At 72.5% G+C, this 16,500-nt stretch carries 16 protein-coding genes; 4 read left to right on the forward strand and 12 right to left on the reverse strand.

All coding sequences use genetic code 11. From position 1 onward, the window contains the following. Nucleotides 1-67 precede the first annotated feature (67 nt). The 5 genes from LQ327_RS25780 to LQ327_RS25800 form a co-directional block, all read right to left on the reverse strand. Nucleotides 68-1,300 (reverse strand): acetyl-CoA hydrolase/transferase family protein, encoded by a 1,233-nt coding sequence (locus LQ327_RS25780; protein WP_230738662.1) that lies wholly within the window; start codon nt 1,298-1,300, stop codon nt 68-70. Between the two features lie 81 nt (nt 1,301-1,381). Continuing rightward, nucleotides 1,382-1,894 carry an SDR family NAD(P)-dependent oxidoreductase gene (locus LQ327_RS25785; RefSeq protein ID WP_308286382.1) on the reverse strand — a complete coding sequence of 171 codons (513 nt, stop codon included), beginning with the start codon at nt 1,892-1,894 and terminating at the stop codon, nt 1,382-1,384. An 18-nt stretch (nt 1,895-1,912) separates the two neighbouring features. Further along, entirely contained in the window at nt 1,913-3,040 is a 1,128-nt protein-coding gene (locus LQ327_RS25790; RefSeq protein ID WP_230738664.1) for a cobalamin-independent methionine synthase II family protein, read from the reverse strand. A 28-nt stretch (nt 3,041-3,068) separates the two neighbouring features. Further along, complete coding sequence (locus LQ327_RS25795; RefSeq protein WP_230738665.1) at nt 3,069-4,040, reverse strand: MBL fold metallo-hydrolase; 972 nt, start codon at nt 4,038-4,040, stop codon at nt 3,069-3,071. 11 nt (nt 4,041-4,051) lie between these two features. Beyond that, a complete protein-coding gene (locus LQ327_RS25800) occupies nt 4,052-5,023 on the reverse strand; it encodes a fumarylacetoacetate hydrolase family protein (RefSeq protein WP_230738666.1) in 972 nt (323 codons plus the stop codon). 143 nt (nt 5,024-5,166) lie between these two features. On the opposite strand from LQ327_RS25800, the gene LQ327_RS25805 reads away from it, so the two are divergent. From LQ327_RS25805 to LQ327_RS25820, 4 genes are all read left to right on the forward strand, one after another. After that, complete coding sequence (locus tag LQ327_RS25805; RefSeq protein WP_230738667.1) at nt 5,167-5,760, forward strand: TetR/AcrR family transcriptional regulator; 594 nt, start codon at nt 5,167-5,169, stop codon at nt 5,758-5,760. Between the two features lie 124 nt (nt 5,761-5,884). Next, nucleotides 5,885-6,385, forward strand: a complete 501-nt coding sequence (locus tag LQ327_RS25810) for a hypothetical protein (protein WP_230738668.1) — start codon at nt 5,885-5,887, stop codon at nt 6,383-6,385. A 204-nt stretch (nt 6,386-6,589) separates the two neighbouring features. Next, complete coding sequence (locus tag LQ327_RS25815; protein ID WP_230738669.1) at nt 6,590-7,078, forward strand: hypothetical protein; 489 nt, start codon at nt 6,590-6,592, stop codon at nt 7,076-7,078. A 41-nt stretch (nt 7,079-7,119) separates the two neighbouring features. Continuing rightward, the gene (locus LQ327_RS25820; protein WP_230738670.1) at nt 7,120-8,487 is read left to right on the forward strand and encodes a metallophosphoesterase family protein; all 1,368 of its coding nucleotides are present in this window, start codon (nt 7,120-7,122) and stop codon (nt 8,485-8,487) included. Here LQ327_RS25820 and LQ327_RS25825 read toward each other — a convergent pair. The 7 genes from LQ327_RS25825 to LQ327_RS25855 form a co-directional block, all read right to left on the reverse strand. Then, nucleotides 8,373-9,428 (reverse strand): sigma-70 family RNA polymerase sigma factor, encoded by a 1,056-nt coding sequence (locus LQ327_RS25825; RefSeq protein WP_230738671.1) that lies wholly within the window; start codon nt 9,426-9,428, stop codon nt 8,373-8,375. The two genes, LQ327_RS25820 and LQ327_RS25825, sit on opposite strands and share 115 nt — an antisense overlap. Nucleotides 9,429-9,468: 40 nt before the next feature. After that, nucleotides 9,469-10,458 carry a zinc-binding dehydrogenase gene (locus LQ327_RS25830; protein WP_230738672.1) on the reverse strand — a complete coding sequence of 330 codons (990 nt, stop codon included), beginning with the start codon at nt 10,456-10,458 and terminating at the stop codon, nt 9,469-9,471. Nucleotides 10,459-10,585: 127 nt separating this feature from the next. Continuing rightward, a complete protein-coding gene (locus tag LQ327_RS25835) occupies nt 10,586-11,569 on the reverse strand; it encodes an LLM class F420-dependent oxidoreductase (RefSeq protein WP_230738673.1) in 984 nt (327 codons plus the stop codon). A 69-nt stretch (nt 11,570-11,638) separates the two neighbouring features. Next, nucleotides 11,639-12,772: a hypothetical protein gene (locus tag LQ327_RS25840; protein WP_230738674.1), complete on the reverse strand. Its 1,134-nt coding sequence runs from the start codon at nt 12,770-12,772 to the stop codon at nt 11,639-11,641. Between the two features lie 180 nt (nt 12,773-12,952). Then, nucleotides 12,953-13,366 carry a hypothetical protein gene (locus LQ327_RS25845; protein WP_230738675.1) on the reverse strand — a complete coding sequence of 138 codons (414 nt, stop codon included), beginning with the start codon at nt 13,364-13,366 and terminating at the stop codon, nt 12,953-12,955. Continuing rightward, the gene (locus tag LQ327_RS25850) at nt 13,363-13,734 is read right to left on the reverse strand and encodes a hypothetical protein (RefSeq protein ID WP_230738676.1); all 372 of its coding nucleotides are present in this window, start codon (nt 13,732-13,734) and stop codon (nt 13,363-13,365) included. Before LQ327_RS25850 ends, LQ327_RS25845 begins: the two co-directional genes overlap by 4 nt. 381 nt (nt 13,735-14,115) lie before the next feature. Beyond that, nucleotides 14,116-15,954 carry a Vgb family protein gene (locus LQ327_RS25855; protein WP_230738677.1) on the reverse strand — a complete coding sequence of 613 codons (1,839 nt, stop codon included), beginning with the start codon at nt 15,952-15,954 and terminating at the stop codon, nt 14,116-14,118. Between the last annotated feature and the right edge of the window lie 546 nt (nt 15,955-16,500).

Here is a 16,500-nt window from a genome sequence, read left to right on the forward strand (position 1 = left end):
GCGCTCGGGGCGAACGCCGTCCCACCGAGCTTGCCCCGACTCGCGGGCCGGGACGAGAGCATCGGGCTCAGCGCAGCGCTGCCAGGAGCGCGTCCCGGTGCTCGGGCGCGGCGATCGCGGCGAGCCTCGTCCCGCGCTCGGACAGCGGGCACGCCCGCAGCCACGCGACGCCGTGCTCGGTGACGACGACGTCGACGTCCGCCCGCGCCGTCGTCACCGGTCCGCGCAGCGCCGGGACGACGGTCGACGCGCCGCCCGCCGTGGAGCGCAGGGCGATGATCGAGCAGGCACCGGTCCGCGCCGCCGCACCCGAGAAGTCCGCCTGCCCGCCGACGCCGCCCAGACAGCGGCCCCGGGCGACCTCCGCACCCGTCTGCCCGGTGAGGTCGACCTCGAGTGCGGAGTTGATCGCGACGAGCCGGGACAGGCGGGCGAGCACCGCGGGGGCGTGCGTGTAGCTCGCGGGACGGAACCGCACGGGCATCTCCGGCAGGCGCGCGTAGAGACCGCCACTGCCGAGGGCGGCGCCGGCGACGACCACGCCCGGGTCGATCTCCTTGTGGGCGCCGGTGACGACACCGGCCTCCACCAGCCGCGCCACGCCGTCGCTGACCATCCCGGAGTGGACGCCGAGGTCGCGGTGCCCGGCGAGCCCATCGAGGATCGCCGACGGCAGCGCACCCACCCCGATCTGGACGGTGTCGCCGTCGCGGACCAGTCCCGCGACGTGCGCCGCGATCGCCCGGTCGACGGCGTTCGGCCCCTGGTCGGGCGCCTCGGGCAGCGCCCGGTCGGTCTCGACGACGGCGGCGAAGTCGCCGAGCGCGACCGTGTCGGCGCCCGCGACGGCCGGCATCCGGTGGTTGATCTCCGCGATCAGGGTCCGGCTGTACCGCACGGCGTCGCCGGCGTAGTCGACGCCGATCCCGAGCGAGCACCGGCCGTCGGGGCCGGGCGGTGCGACCTGGACCAGCCCGACGTCGCCGGGCAGCCGTCCCTCGGCGAAGAGCCGGGGCAGCACCGAGTAGTGCGCGGGCACGATCTCGAGCCGTCCCGCCGCGCTCGCCGCCCGGAGCTCGCCCATCGCCCCGTAGGACGTGAGCGTGAGCTGAGGCGGCAGGTCACGGAGCCGGGGGTTGAACGTCAGCCCGCAGAAGGCGCGGACCGGCCCGAGGTCGCCGACCTGGTCGAGCAGTGCGTCCACCAACGGGGTCGCCTCGGCCCCCGCCTGGCTCCACCAGACGCCGTCCCCGGGCCGCAGGTGCGGGCGCAGGTCGAGCATCAGCGGCTCCGGAGGCATCGGGGCGGGACGGTCGGCCGCGAGATTAGGTCTGACCTTTCGTCCGGGCGAACCGGAGCCACCCGCATGCGCCGGGGTCGGCTAGTGGGCCGCGATGGCCGGGCTCTGGGCGCGCATGCCGTAGAAGACGCCGTCGAGGTTGACGTCGATGACCGAGCACCAGGCCTCCGTCGGGTACTCGCCGACCGGCAGGTCCGGTCCGCCGATGCCGGCGTTGTCGACGGCGATGCGCAGCGGGGCCAGCGCCTCGGCGGCCTCGACCGCGGCCACCGCGACATCCTCGTCGGCGGCGTCCCCGACGAAGGCGGCGGCGGTCCCGCCGGCGTCCACGACCTCCTGCACGACCTTGTCGGCCGCGTCGCTCGTGAGGTCGTGGACGAGCACGGCCGCCCCGTTCGCGGCCGGCAGCAGCGCCACCGCCCGCCGCCCGATCCCCGACCCTGCTCCGGTGACGATGGCCGAACGGTCCGCGACGTCGTGGGTGGCCAGAGGCTCTCCGATCCCGATCGGTCGGAGTTCCGCCGGCCCGATGTGCCTGACAGTTGATGCAACAACTATCAGCGGCGCCCGATGGCGGCGCCGGCCATGATCCAGATCACGGCTCTCCGGGGGTCAGCCGCGGACGAGCGCCGCCCCCTCGGCCATCGCCCGGAGCTTCATCTCGGCGACCTGCGCGCCGACGCGGCCGAAGCCGACGAACGTCCCGAAGCCGCAGTCGGTGCTCGCGATGACGCGCTCGGGGCCGACGATCGACGCGTAGCGCTCGAGGCGCTGGGCGATGAGCCGCGGGTGCTCGACGATGTTGTTGAGAGTGTCGACGACGCCGGGCACGAGGACCTTGTCGGCCGGGATCGCGATGGCTCCGAGATCGGCCCACTCGTGCTCGTGGCGGGGGTTGGCCCCCTCGAACGAGATCATCGTCGGGCGGGCGGCGAGCACCGGCGGGAGCAGTTCGGCCAGCGGGGCGTCGAGGTGGTGCGGCCCCTCGTAGTTGCCCCAGCACATGTGCAGGCGCACCCGCGACGGGTCGATCCCCGCCAGTGCCCGGTCGATCGCGGCGACGTGGCGCTCCGCGAACCCGACCAGCCCTCGCCGTCGCACCTCGTCGCGGCACCAGAACTCGGTGTGGGCGGCCATCGGGATGTCGGGACAGTCGAGCTGGAGCAGCAGGCCGGCGTCGACGATCGCGCGGTACTCGACGGCCATGGCGTCGGCGAGGGCGTCGAGGTAGCTGTCGTAGTCCGGGTAGTGCAGGTTCGGGCTGCCGGTCGCGATGCAGCCGGGTGAGGCAGCCGGGACGAACGCGTCGCGGTGCCCGGTCTTGTCGAGCGCGAGGCGCAGGGTGTCGATGTCGCGCTGCACGGCGGTGTCGCCGATGTAGCTGACCGGTCCCTCGCAGTTCGCCGGCATGATGTGCGCGCCGGCCTCCCCGCCGTACTGCGCGATCGCCAGTTCGGGCGCGGCCGCGAGGTCGTCGATGCTCCACGGCGGGGCCTGCCCGCCGAACCCGTCGAGGCGCTCGCGGACGTAGTTGACGAAGCCGGGCTTGCCCATCTCGCCGTCGGAGACGATGTCGATGCCCGCGCCGTGCTGCATGGCGACGACGTCGTGCACGGCGTCGGTGACGGCGGCCTCGAGCTCGGCCTCGTCACCCTTGCCCTCCTGGTGGAGGTACATCAGCCGGGTCAGCGCCTCGGGGCGGGGCAGGCTCCCCACGTGGGTGGTGCGCACGGTCGTCATCGGGGCTGTCCTCCGGGGGACGGATGGGTCAGGGGGCCGTGGCCTCGTCGAACGTCGAGGGGCTGAAGCCCTCGAGCGCGGCGATCTTCGTCAGGACCGTGAGCCGGTCCGGGCGCGGGATCGCGGGGTCGAGCTGCTGGTAGACGTTGAGCACGTTCTGAGCCAGCCGGCCGTGCTCGGGGAGATCGGCGAAGCGTCCGAGGTCGATGGACGCGATGGCCTCGTCGACGTCGAGGCCGTCCTCGAACCGCTTGCGGGCCTGGGTCTCGACCGAGACCAGGTACTCCCGCATCGTCGAGACCTCGGCCTTGCCGCTGACCGGGCCGTGACCCGGCACGATCGTCGCGACGTCCATCTCGAGGATGAGGTCCAGCGCGCCGATCCAGCGGTCGATCGGCCCGGCCCACGCGATCGGGGTGCCGCCGACGAACAGCACGTCGCCGGCATAGAGCAGCCGCGCGTCCGGCACGTGGACCAGCGCGTCGCCGGGGGTGTGCGCGGGTCCGACCTGGATCAGCCGGACCTCCCGACCGCCGACGTCGACGCTGTCCTCGCCGGAGAAGGTGCGGTCGGGGCCGGTGGCGGTGATCCCGTCGAGCTCGAACGGCCCGAAGATGTGCCGCGCGAACTCGCCGAGGGTGCCGTCGAGGTGCTTGACCCGGGCCACCGCGTCGAGCGCCTCCTGGGTCATCAGCGCGGCCGCGGCCTCGGACGCGATGATCTCGACGTCCTCCCCGACCAGTTCGTTGCCGTTGACGTGGTCGGGATCCGAGTGGGTGTTGACCAGGGTCCCGAGGGGGTGGTGGTCGAGAACGGGCTGCAGGCCGGCGAGCATCTCCCGGGTCAGCGCCAGGTCGAACAGCGTGTCGACCATCAGCGAGGTGCCCGAGCCGGTGATCAGGCCGGAGTTGCTCCACCCCCAGCTGCCGTCGGGCTGCAGCCAGGCGTGGCAGCCCTGCCCGAGGTCGTGCAGTCCCTTGCGGTAGTCGAGCGTGCTCATGGGTCCCTTCCTCAGTAACCGGTCCGCAGCGGCGTCATCGGTTCGGCCTCCCGCACGACCTGGCGGGTCTCGCCCAGGACCTCCGAGGACAGCGAGACCACGTCGCCGGGCGCGAGCCAGCCGGTGAAGGCGAACGGGTCGGGGGTGTCGACGTGCTCGAGCAGGCAGCCCCCGGGGACGGTGCCCGAGCCGATGACGTCGCCGGGCTGCAGTTCGGTCCCGCGCGACATGTAGGCGAGCTGCTCGCCCCAGGTCCAGTCCATGCCGGCGAGCGAGCCCTTGGCGATCTCGCGGCCGTTGACGGTGGCGGCGACCTCGAACGCGTAGCCGTCCGGACCGCGGTAGGCCTCGAGCTCGTCCACGGTGACCAGTGCGGGCCCGAGCGTGATGGCCATGTCCTTGGCCTTGCCCATGCCGATCCCCTGCGCCATGTCGCGCATCTGGTGGTCGCGGGCGGTCCAGTCGTTGAAGAACGTGAACCCGACGACGTGGTCCGCGGCGGTGTCCGGGTGCAGGTCGCGTCCGGGCCGCCCGACGACGGCGCCGACCTCCAGTTCGAGGTCGAACATCCGCGACCCGGGCGCGATCGGGACGTCGTCGTGGGGCCCGACGACGGCGGCCGGGTTGCCGAAGTAGAACGCCGGCGCCTGCGACCACGCCGGGTGCAGCTCCGGCGGCCGACCGAGCGCGCGGTAGCAGCCGCGGAGGTGGTCGAGGAAGGACAGCCCGTCGCGGATCGACGGCGGGCGCGGGATCGGGGCCAGGAGGCGCACCTCGTCGAGGGCCCGGACCTCGGCCGGGTCGCGGCGGGCCGTCGTCGCGGCGTCGTCGAGAGCCCCGTCCTCCAGCAGCGCGAGGAGGGTGACGCCGGGCGGAAGCCCGCGGATCCCGTCGTCGGTCAGCAGCCCGGTCCGCGGGCTGAAACTGATCCCCGTCGCTCCGCTCGCCCCGGGAGCGCCCGCGTCGTACGTCACCCACTTCACGGCCGCCTCCACGCTGAATCCGCACTCCAGTACAGGTTCGTGGGCGACGCTACGACCCGGTGTGACGCGAATCAAGACTCGAGTACGGGTTCGCGGTCTGTGCTGTACTGATCACGATGGACCCGCGAGGAGCGACGGCGGGTGTGGCGGACCTCCCGGCGGTCAGCACCCGGACCCGCAAGCGCCACGAGCGCCGGGACCGTGTCTACGCCGCGGCCATCGCCCTGTTCGTGGAACGGGGCTTCGACGAGACGTCGATGGACGACATCGCGGCCCGGGCGGACCTGGCCCGCACGACGGTGTTCAACCATTTCCCACGCAAGGCGCTGTTCCTCGAGGAATGGGCGTTGCGCCGCCGGCAACGGGCCGCCTACGCGATCGAGGACGCCTCCGTGCCGGTGCAGCCGCTGCGCGAGGTCCTCGCGCGGTACTTCACCGCGCTCGCCGCGGTGAACGCCGAGACCCGCGCCGAGACCACCGCGCTGATGTCGCTCTCGCTCAAGGTCCACGACGTGTTCCGCGGCCACACGCTGGGTCAGGACCTCACCGAGCTGATCACCGCGAGCGGGGAGCCACTGCGCCCGACCACCGACGCGGCGCAGGTCGGACGGCTGCTCGCGCTGGGGTACTACTCCGCCGTCGTGCGCTGGATCGTCGTCGAGCCGGCGCCGTTCAGCCTCGACCGGGAGCTCTCGGCCGTGCTGGACACCGTGCTGTCCGGCGCGCTGATGGAATGATCGCCGATTCTCCGATCCGCTGTCCGGCCGAGATGACTACCGACGCCGGTCGCATTCCCGGGCCGACGTAGTCATTGCTGTCATAGGTATTCGTGCCCGCTTTCCCCGATGTCACCCTGCCTGTATGGGGGATACGCAGACGGCATTCAGCTTCTACCAGACACTGGCATCGATCAGCTTCACACTGCTCGGACTGTGGTTCGTGGTGCTCGGGATCGGCCGCGGGGACTGGGGCTCCCCGGCACGCCACCGGGAGCGCCTCCACGTCGCGCTGTTCTTCTTCCTGCCGGGGACGATGGGGCTCGCCTCCGTGCTCGGCGGGACGAACCCGCTGGCGTGGCGGGTGGTCTTCGTCCTGGGGGCGGTCATCGGGCTCGTCGAGTCGGTGCCGTTCCTCATCGGGCACCAGGGCCTGCCGGGCACCGTCGAGCGGGTGCTGGGCGTTCTCGCACCATTGCTGTACCTCCTCGTGGCACTGGCGGCGTTCGTCCCCGGTCCCCGGGCGGGCCTGGCGCCGCTGCAGATCGAGGGCTTCGTCATCGCGGCCGTGTTCCTGCTCGGCCTGACGCACCTGTGGCGCGCCTTCGCGGAGACGCCGGTCGCGGTCTCCTCACGGCCGCGCTGAGTGACGCCGACCGGTTGCCGGACGGTGACGCGTTCTTGGGTCGGCCCTGAACCGCCGCTGACGCAGCCCACCGGTCACCGACCGGCGCCACCCCTTCGTCGGGAAGGCGGTTCCCCGGCGATTCCCGACGACGACGCCGTGTCACCCCTGCCAGGAATCCGGCCCGCTCCCCCGAGTGGCGCCGAACGGCGGGAGGAGGACCAGATGGCGGACAAGGGTGTCGTCGCCCGGCTGCGCCAGGTCGCGGTGGACCGGGTCGGGCCCACCGAGCAGTCGCTCATCGTCGCGTGGGGAGGCTTCGGCGCGACGTTCGGCGTCACCCGCGCGATCACCCACTGGATCCGCGCGGGACATGGTCCGTCGAGCGGCGGGATGAGCGCGGGCGGGCGCCACCTGCACCACTACAACATCGGCATCCTGCTGCTGGCCGCCGTCGGGGGTGTCGCGCTGCGCGGCGAGGAGCGTCATCGTCGCCATCCCGTCACCGCGACCGCCTATGGCAGCGGTGCGGCGCTGATCGTCGACGAGCTCGCACTGCTGATCGACCTCGAGGACGTCTACTGGTCCCGCGAGGGCCGCTCGAGCGTCGACGCCGCGATCGGGCTGCTCGCCCTCGGCGGTCTCTACCTCGCCGCGGTGCCGTTCTGGCACGGAGCCGCCCGGGAGCTGATCCCGGCCCTGGGCCGGAGATAGGCCGGGCGCCCCCTCGCCGTCGGGAAGGCAGAATCCCGGAGATGATCGACGACGCGGTGGACAAGTCCGCGGTGCTGGCCGGGACGTCGCATCTGCTCGCGCGCACCCCGCGGTGGCGGACGCTCGTCGATCCCCGGCTCGGGCTCGGCAGCCTGTTGCTGCGCGGGGCAATGCGCGCCGAGCGGAAGACGCTGCCGGAGGAGCCCGGTCAGGCCGACCGCAAGGCCTACATCCCGCGCGACATGCTGCTCTCGCTGTTCCAGGCCGAGCACGAGGAGCACCTGGACCGCGAGCACCCCGAGCACCTCACCACCGCCGAGGCGCCGAAGCCGATGGGCTCGCGCTCGGTGGAGCCGTTCAGCGAGGGCCGTGGCATCGACCGCGGCTTCGTGACCGGTTTCCTGCGCACCCTGCCGGTCCACCTCTTCCGACGGATCCGCTTCCGGCTGCCCGCCGGTCAGCCGCGGCAGCAGCCGCTCGCCGAGAACGCCCGCGTCGTCGTCGTCGGGGACTGGGGTACCGGCGAGGGCCTGGCCATCGAGGTCGCCGCCCGGATGCGCGAGGCGATCGAGGAGGCCGGGGACCGCGAGGTCCACGTCGTGCACCTCGGCGACATCTACTACGCGGGGACCCCGGCCGAGGCGCGCAGGCGCTTCCTGGACCACTGGCCCGTCACCGACGCCGACGAGCACCCGTCGTGGTGCCTCAACGGCAACCACGACATGTACTCCGCCGGTCGGGGTCTCACCCGGGTCGTCCTCACCGACCCGCGGTTCGCCGCGCAGCGCACCACCGCCGGCGCGATCACCACCGAGTTCCTGCTGGCGAACCGGCACTGGTCGCTGATCGGTCTGGACACCAGCTGGAAGTTCCGGCTACGCGATCCCCGCGGCGGCGCCGGCCACCTGAGCCGGCGCCAGAGCCGGTGGGTCACCCGGCACGTCCAGGCCCACCCCGATCACCGGACGATGCTGTTCAGCCATCACCAGCCGATCACCTGGGGCGATCACGGGGTCGAGCCCATCGGCAACCTGCTCGACCGGACACGGGCCCTGCGGCAGGCCGGTCGGCTCACCGGATGGCTCTGGGGCCACGAGCACAAGCTGATCGCCTACGGCGACCACTCCGGGATCGGCTACGCGACCTGCATGGGCCACGGCGCGATCCTCGAGACCCCGCCCGAGCACCCGCACCCCGGCGAGTTCGACGCCACCTTCACCGACCCCGAGGGGCTGACCTGGCGGATGCCGGGCTTCGCCGTCCTCGACCTGGACGGCCCGACGATGCGGGTCCGCTACCTCGACAAGAACGGCCGCACCTGGCGTCCCGAGGACGTGCTCCCGACCCCGTCGGCCGACGACGGCAGCGCCGGCGGGAACCCGAACGACGCGGCCAGAGCGGGATCGTGACACTTCGTCACGCGGGCGATCCCGGTGGCGGTCACCGCGAGGACCACCACGCCGTCGGCTCGTAGGACCCCGCCGGCGTCGCGCCGGTAGACGATCGCCGCGGGTTGGCCGTTGGCCGTGGTCGCGATCATCCGCCAGTCGCCCGGTGCACCCAGCACGTAGGTGTCGAGGACGTCGATGCACGCGGCCCGACCCGACTGCCAGTCGCGGAACGGCGTGGCCTCCAGGGTGGCGTCGGCGCGCAGCACCTGTTCCAGCAGGCGGGCGTCGGAGCGCTCGAAGGCGGCGATGTAGCCCTCGAGCAGGGCCCGGGCCCGTTCATCCGTCGGTTCGAGCAGGTCCGTGGGCCCCACGTCGTCGAGCCGGACGCGGGCACGCTGCAGACCGCTCTTCACCGCCGCCGTCGTGGTCCCGAGGAGCTCCGCGGTCTCGAGCGCGGAGAAGGCGAGCACGTCGCGCAGGATGAGGATCGCGCGTTGCCGGGGCGGCAGGTGCTGCAGGCCGGCGATGAGCGCCAGCCGCACCGATTCGCGTTCCACCGCGACGGCGGCGGGGTCGTCGTCGGGCCGGGCGATCCAGGCGTCCGGGAGCGGCTCGAGCCACGAGACCTCGCCCGGTCCCGCGAGGCTCGGCGGGCCGTCGGCCCGGTCGACGGGGCCGGTCAGGCCCGAGGGCAGCAGCCGGACCGGGCGCGAGGTCATCGCCGAGAGGCAGACGTTGGTGGCGATCCGGTAGAGCCAGGTCCGCATCGACGACCGGCCCTCGAACCCGGCGTAGGAGCGCCAGGCCCGCAGGTAGGTCTCCTGCACCAGGTCCTCGGCGTCCTGCGCCGAGCCGGCCATGCGATAGCAGTGCGCGAGGAGCTCCCGACGGAACGGCTCGGTCTCGGCCGCGAACGTGCGCGCCCTCCCGACGGCGGCCGGATCGGCGTCCGTGGTCATCGGTGTCCGTTCGCGTCGCTGGGACCTCGGCCCCGGGTGGTCAGGGCGCCAGGACGAGCTTGCCGATCGTGGCCCTGGTCTCCAAGGCCGCGAGCGCCTTCGGGCCGCCGGGCAACGCGTAGGTGGTGGGCTCGGACGGCGTGAGGACGCCGTCCGCGATGAGCGTGTGCAGCTCCCCCAGGACCTCCCCGAAGAGCTGCGGCGCGGACCGGATGAAGACGCCGAGATTGAACCCGACGACGTGGACCTGGTGCCGGTACACCAGGTCCCAGTTGGTGAGGGAGGCCTCGCCGCCCGCCAGGCCGTAGACGACGACGCGGCCAGTGACCCGCTTCGCCGCGGCGAGACTCGCCTCCAGGGTGGCGCCGCCCGCCGACTCCAGCACCACGTCGACACCGACCCCGCCGGTCAGCCGCCGGACCTCGGCCGCGACGTCGCCCCGCGAGTCCACGACGTGGTCGGCGCCCGCGGCCAGGACCGCCGCGTGCTTCTCCCGGGAGGCGGTGGCGATGACCATCGCACCGCGATGCTTGGCGACGGTGACCGCGGCCCGGCCGGTCGCACCCGCCGCCGCGTGCACCAGCACGGTCCGGCCGGCCGTGACGCCACCCAGGTGCCCGACGACGGCGAGGGCGGTGGGCCAGTTGACGGCGAGTCCCAGCGCCTGCTGGTGGGTCCAGCCGCTCGGCACCGGCATCGCCGCGACCGCGGGCAGCACCATGTACTCGGCGAAGGCGCCCTCCCCCACCCCGACGACGTGTGCCCCCGCCGCCACGGTGGTCACCGCCTCCCCCACGGCGACGACCTCTCCGGCGGCCTCGAACCCGGCCAGGTAGGGCGGCCGCGGGCCGTCCCCGAACGTCCCGTGCGCCTTCGAGACGTCCGCGAAGTTGACGCCGGCCGCGGTGACGCGGACCAGGACGTCGTCCGGGCCGGGGCGCGGAACCGGCACATCGGGGATCAGCACCATGTCGAGCGGTCCGTCGAGAGACCTCTGTTGCAGCGCGCGCATCGTCGTGGGAACGGTCATCGGCTCCTCGGCCCTCCGGTCTCGGTGGCGGAGACCGGCCCGTGCGCGGCCTCCCCCCAGGTAGACCGCGGACACCACCGGAAGGAATCGGTCCCGGCGGCCTGCCGGCGGCGCCGGGACCGAGCCCTCAGGCGTCGACCAGCGGACGCAGCGTCCGGCCGGCGAGCTCGACGGCGCCCTCGACGTGCCCGGTGGCCGGCAGGTTGATCACCAGCCCGTCCACGCCCCGGTCGAGCACGCGTTCCTTCAGGTCGGCGGCGACGTCGTCCGGCGTCCCGACGAACATCCGCTCGGTGGCGGCCCGGAACTCGTCGTCGGACAGCGCGTCCGGGTCGAGGCCCTGACCCCGCAGGACCTGCTTCAGCTGCGCACGGGCCCGGTCACCGTTCTCGTCGATCATGACGAACGCGAGGAAGCTGGTCTCCAGCGTCGACCGGTCGCGACCCGCCTCGGCGCAGCGGGCGTCCAGCGCCTCGATCTTGCGCGGCAGCTCCGACGGGCTGCAGATGATGTTCAGGTGCTGTGCGTCGCGGGCGGCGAGCGCGAACGTCTTGCGCTCGCCACCGCCGCCGAGCATCACCGGCAGGTCGTTGCGGACGCGGGGCTCGTTGATGGCGTTCTCGGTGCGGTACCACTTCCCGGAGAACGTCGGGCGCTCGCCGTGCAGCATCGGCACGATGATCTGCAGGGCCTCGTCGAGACGCTCGAACCGCTCGGTGAACGTGCCGAACTCGAACCCGAGCTGGCGGTGCTCGAGCTCGAACCAGCCCGCTCCGATGCCCAGCACAGCCCGGCCGCCGCTGACCACGTCCAGCGTCGTCACCGCCTTGGCCAGCAGCGTCGGGTTCCGGTAGGTGTTGCCGGTGACCAGCGTCGAGAGCTGGATCGACGACGTCGCCGTGGCGAGCGCACCGAGGGCGGTGTACGCCTCGAGCATCGGCTCGTCCGGGGCCCCGAGGCCGGGCAGTTGGTAGAAGTGGTCCATGACGAAGGCGGTGTCGAAGCCCGCGGCCTCGGCGTCGCGGGTCTGACGGATCACCGTCGGGAAGAGCTTCTCGACGGAGTCGCCGTAGGAGAAGTTCGGCATCTGGTAGCCGAGTCGAATGCCCATGCCTCCGAGACTGCCATCCCCGGATCCCGCCCGCGCGGCGTCGACGGGCCGCGCGGGCGGGACCGTGCGTCAGGCGGGTTCGCGGGCTCCGGCGGTCTCGACGGCGATGGTCTCGGCGTCGGCCGCGGCGGCGTCGGGCTCGGCGGGCGGCAGCCCGAACGACCCGAGGAACAGCACGTAGAACAGCATCACCAGCACCGCGAAGTTCATGAACCCCAGCGCGTCACCGTGCAGCGACACCCCGGCCGCCGGCTCGTGCAGCACCGACCCGGCCACCACGAAGTAGTAGCCGAGGAACGTCACCACGGCGAGCACCAGGGTCACCACGGTGCGCACCACCAGGTTCGCCGCCCGACCCAGATGGGTGGGCTTGTTCCCGAACACGTTCGCCCAGGCGATCATCCAGAACACCCAGCACACCCCGAACTCCGCGGCATACGAGGTCACCCCGTCCCCCAGCGCGGCCACGTTGGCCGGGCCGATGAGCAGCTTCGCCGCCCCGAGCGTCCCGAAATAGATCACCGTGCCCAGCACGAAGTTCCCGACCAGCGAGACCACCGCCGTCGCGGCGCGGCTTTTCAGCAGCGCCCACGGCAGGTTGTCCCAGAGCAGCCCGGTCACCACCACCGCCACGATGCAGCTGTAGAACCAGCCGGTCAGCGTCGCCTTGCTCATCAACGCGGTCGACGGATCCGCCCACGTCGCCACGCTCGGCACCGCGAACACCCCGAACAGCACCAGCGTCGGCAGCACCAGCGTCCCGATCTCGGCCAGCCCCGCCCACGGCGGCGAGAGCCGATCCGCCCACGGCCACTGCGCCCAGTTCACCACCGCGGTCACGTAGAAGAAGAACGCGAACAGCACGATCAGCTGCCCGGTCCCGAACCCGGCCCCCTCGGCCCGCGACGCGGCGAAGCTCGGATCCACGCGCGACCAGCCGTAGGCCAGCAGCGCCACCACCGCCGCCGCGATCGCGAGCACCACCACGATCCCCACCAGCCCGCGGGCCGGCTGACCCAGCCGCGCCGGCCCGGTCCAGCCGCAGTTGAACGCCACCCACACCGTGGCGATGATCGCCCAGAACAGCGACGCGTTGAACGGCTGCGGATACGAACCCACCGGGCTCCACTGCGGATCGATCAACAGCCACCACAACAGCACCGCCGCCACCGCGACGACGACGACATTGGCCAGCCCGAACACCCACCAGGGCAGGGTTCGCGTGTGGCCGTCCGGGGCAGTGCCGGACGGGGTGGGAGGGGCCGCGGAAGCGGCCCCGGAAGGCGATGCTGACGGAGAACTCATCGGAACCTCGGCGTTCGTGTCGCTACCTGGACTGGTCGAGCCATGACGTACGGGAGGGAGAGGACCCGGGCGGGCGCGCTATCGACCGCGGAGGTCGGTGGACCACAGGTGGTGGGCGCGGTGGCGGGCGGGTTTGACGCAGAAGTCGTGGCCGGCGCCGCCGCGGGTGCCGGGGCAGAACGGGGCGTCGACGAACTCGTGGTGCTCGCCGTCGTCGCTCCAGCGCAACCACCAGACGTCGCGCTGCCCCAGTTCGCCCGCGGCATCGTTGGGTCCCAGCGGGGCGTGATGAGGGCCGTCGTGGGCGCGCTCGAAGGAACACCCGATCTCGGACTCGATGGCTTCGTCCGGGCCGGCGAACGTGCGCCAGAGCAACAGCTGCGCGGTGGTGAAGGTGGTCGTGGCCGGGCACTCGCGGGCCGCGGCGGCGAGGATCGCCTCCCACACCGACCGGATGTGCGGGGCGTCGAGGTGCTGATCGGCCGCGGTCATCGACGGTGACGCCCCGGGCGGAGGCCGCGGCCGGCGCGCCGGTGCGGGTGCCGACCGCGCGCGGACGACCGGCCCCCGGCGACCTCGTCCGGATCCGCGGGCCACGGGTCCGAGGGCTCCGGCGGCGACGTGGGACGACTGGCGAGGGCGACCTGCAGAGCCCGTCGTCGGGCGTGGGCGATCAGGGTGTCGAACGCGGCGGCCTCCACGCGCTGCGCGCGCAGGCGGCGTCTGCGGGGCTCGCGCGGAGCCGGCAGCGCCAGCGTCGGCGGTTCGTCGAACTCGTCGAAGCCGTCGAAGCCGTCGAAGCCGTCGAAGTCGTGGACATCGTCGTCGAGGAAGTCGTCGTGGAAGTCGTGGCGTCCCATGGTCGCCCTCCGGGCTGCAGGCCACTGGTCGGTCTCTCGTGGTTGTCGGGTCGATCCGGTGCACGTCGGCCCCGGTCCGGGTCAGGGGAGGCCCGGGCCGGGGCCGAGTGCTGGCCGGTGCCGCCTCACCCCATTCGGTGACACCGGCAGTTCCTACCGCCGCGACCGAGGAGCGGTCGGCGGCTGCTGCTGCTCGCTCCCGGGCGATTCCGAGCGGCGAGCAGGGGGCGGACCGGTCCGTGGTGGGCCGGCCCGCCCCCGCCTCGTGCGGCATCAGCGGATACGCGTTCCCCGAGGGGCGCGCCCGCCTGTCGTGCTTCCTCGCCCGTCATGCGGCGAGGTCTCGGCGAGCCGACAGGTCAACCCCGTCCGCTCGTCCTCCTAGCCCAGCCCGGGGATCCCGCGGCCCGGCGCTGCGGGAGCCGGTCCTGCGGGAGCCGGTGCCCCGGCGTCAGGCGCCCCAGCACCCGGCGCTGCGGGAGCCGGTGCTGCGGGAGCCGCCCCTGCGGGGGTTCCGGGGAGCAGCGGGGTGCCCGGCAGCGGAAGGGGCGGCGGGGCGATCGGGAGACCCGACCCGGGGTGAACCGTCGCCGGGGTGGCGTCCTTCGACACACCCGACGGGCCGGGGGCCGGGAGCACGTCGCTCTCCTTGGCCTTGTCGACCGCCCGTCCGGGCGGGTCGACCGGCGGGTAGGAGTTGTGAGCGTCGCGCTGCTGGCCCACGCCGGGCGGGAGGTGCTGGCCGGGGTCGTATCCCGTGGGGTAGGACTCCGGGTTCCGGATCTCGACGAGGTTGTTGCCGCGCAGCTCGGCGGACCAGGTCGACTGCGACCGCGGGCTCTGGGCGAAGTCGACCGGGATGGCCAGCGGCGTCGGGTACGGCAGGTCCTCGACGACCGGGTTCGGCGAGTCGATGTTCCGCACGACGGAGAGCGCGTTGCTACGCCACCCGCCCGCGTACATCCGCTTCTCGTTGACGCCCACCGCCGTCGGGCCGTTCGTGTACGAGAGCTCGTTCGGCGTCGGCTGAGGGATCTCGGTGTGCTTCTTGGTGACGGTGTTGAACTTGTCGAACTTGTTGCCGTTGAGGTAGATGGACCACACGTCACAGTCGTTCGACGGCCCCGGCTCGTTGTCGACCGTGAGCGCGGCCGCGGTGGGGTACGGGTACTTCTTCGCGGCGGGGTCGGTACCCGTGGCGGGCACGATCGGTGTCGTCGGTCCCGGGTTCTTGGGGTCGATGACGAACAGCCCGTTCCCCTGCGCGGGGCCGGTGTTCGGCGCCGGCGACGGCGTCGGAGGCTCGGGCTTGGTCCCGCCCACGACGGGGAGCCTGCCGCTACCCAGCGAGGCCGGCCCGGTCATCGAGAAGTACACGTTCTGGTCCTGGATGGGCCAGTGGGCGTAGTTGATGCCCTGCGTGTAGTCCCGGGTGCATCCCCGGAAGACCAGGCAGTTGCCCTCGCCGGTGGTGACATCCTGCGGCAGCGTGCCCGGGCCGACCTCGAACTCGTCGATCTTCTTGGTGACGGGGTCGAACCGGCCGACCTTGCCGGCCACCGTCTCCGAGAACCACTGCTTGCCGTCCGAGCCGGTCTTGATGTCGGCCGGGTACGCCTCGGGCGTCGGGATCGGGAACGACTCGAAATGGTGGTCGATCGTGCTGATCCGGTTGATGGCGTTCCCGACGACCTTGAGGCCGGGGCCACCGCTCACACCGAGCGAGGTGAAGTACACCCACGGACCCGGGCCGGAGTTGACCGCGTACGGGATTCCGGTCTGGGCCGGGACCGGGAAGATGTCGATCTTCTTGGTCACCGGGTCCTGCCGGATCATGGACTGGAGCGCGGTGTACCAGATCGCCCCGTCGACCCCGTTCTTCTCATCGATCGGGAAGGTCCCCGGCGGGAGGGGGTACTCGAGGATCTGCGTGTCCTTCGGAGCCGGCCCGACCGTCGGGACCTGCGGCCCGAGTGCCGCCGGATTGGCGGCCGCGGCCATGGCCTGGGCCTTCTCGTTGCTCGCACGGAAGTCGGCCGGCATGTCGGCGACCACCTTCTTGAGCAGGGCGAGGTTCGCGACGGCCGGATCGGCCGGTGCCGGAGCGGCCGCCGGGGTGGCCGCGACCAGCCCCGCGACCAGTGCGGTGGCCAGCGTGGCCCCGCCCAGTGATCGGACCAGCCACCTCGCACGAGGTGGACGGAGGCGAATTCGAGACATCAGGCCTCTTTCGGTGTTGGGGAGTCTTTTCCGTCGGACGGTTCAGGGGTCGGTCCACTGGGGTGCGACCGAAGACGAGCGGACAGAACGGACCGAACACGTGGGCGCCCACGAAGAAGCGTTCCGCTCGATGCGGATGACGATTCGTGTCAGTTGATTCAGGCAGCCGGGAATCGGGGATCGTGGGGTCGACACCCGGATCCGGGCACAGCCGAACCAGCGAGTCGTCGAGAGGACGACTCACGTGATGATCGTCCGGCAGTTCCGAAGAAATCTGCGTCTACGCCGGAGTGGGAGCGGCCGCGCCCCGAGAAGGAGGACGAGACGGCGAGACCCACCGGCGGGTGGAGTAGCTCCTCGAAGGGGTTCCGGGCCCCTGAGAATCAGGGGCGACGTCGAACCCGTCGATCTGTCCGACCGGCGACATGATCACCGATCGGCCTCGACGTGGCGCGACACGGTAGTGGACACCGACCGAGGCCCCTGAACTCCTCGATCGACGTATGCAGATAACGAACCGATGACCGGAAGGATACGGCTCGGTTA

The sequence above is a fragment of the Actinomycetospora endophytica genome (assembly GCF_021026375.1).
Lineage (GTDB): Bacteria > Actinomycetota > Actinomycetes > Mycobacteriales > Pseudonocardiaceae > Actinomycetospora > Actinomycetospora endophytica.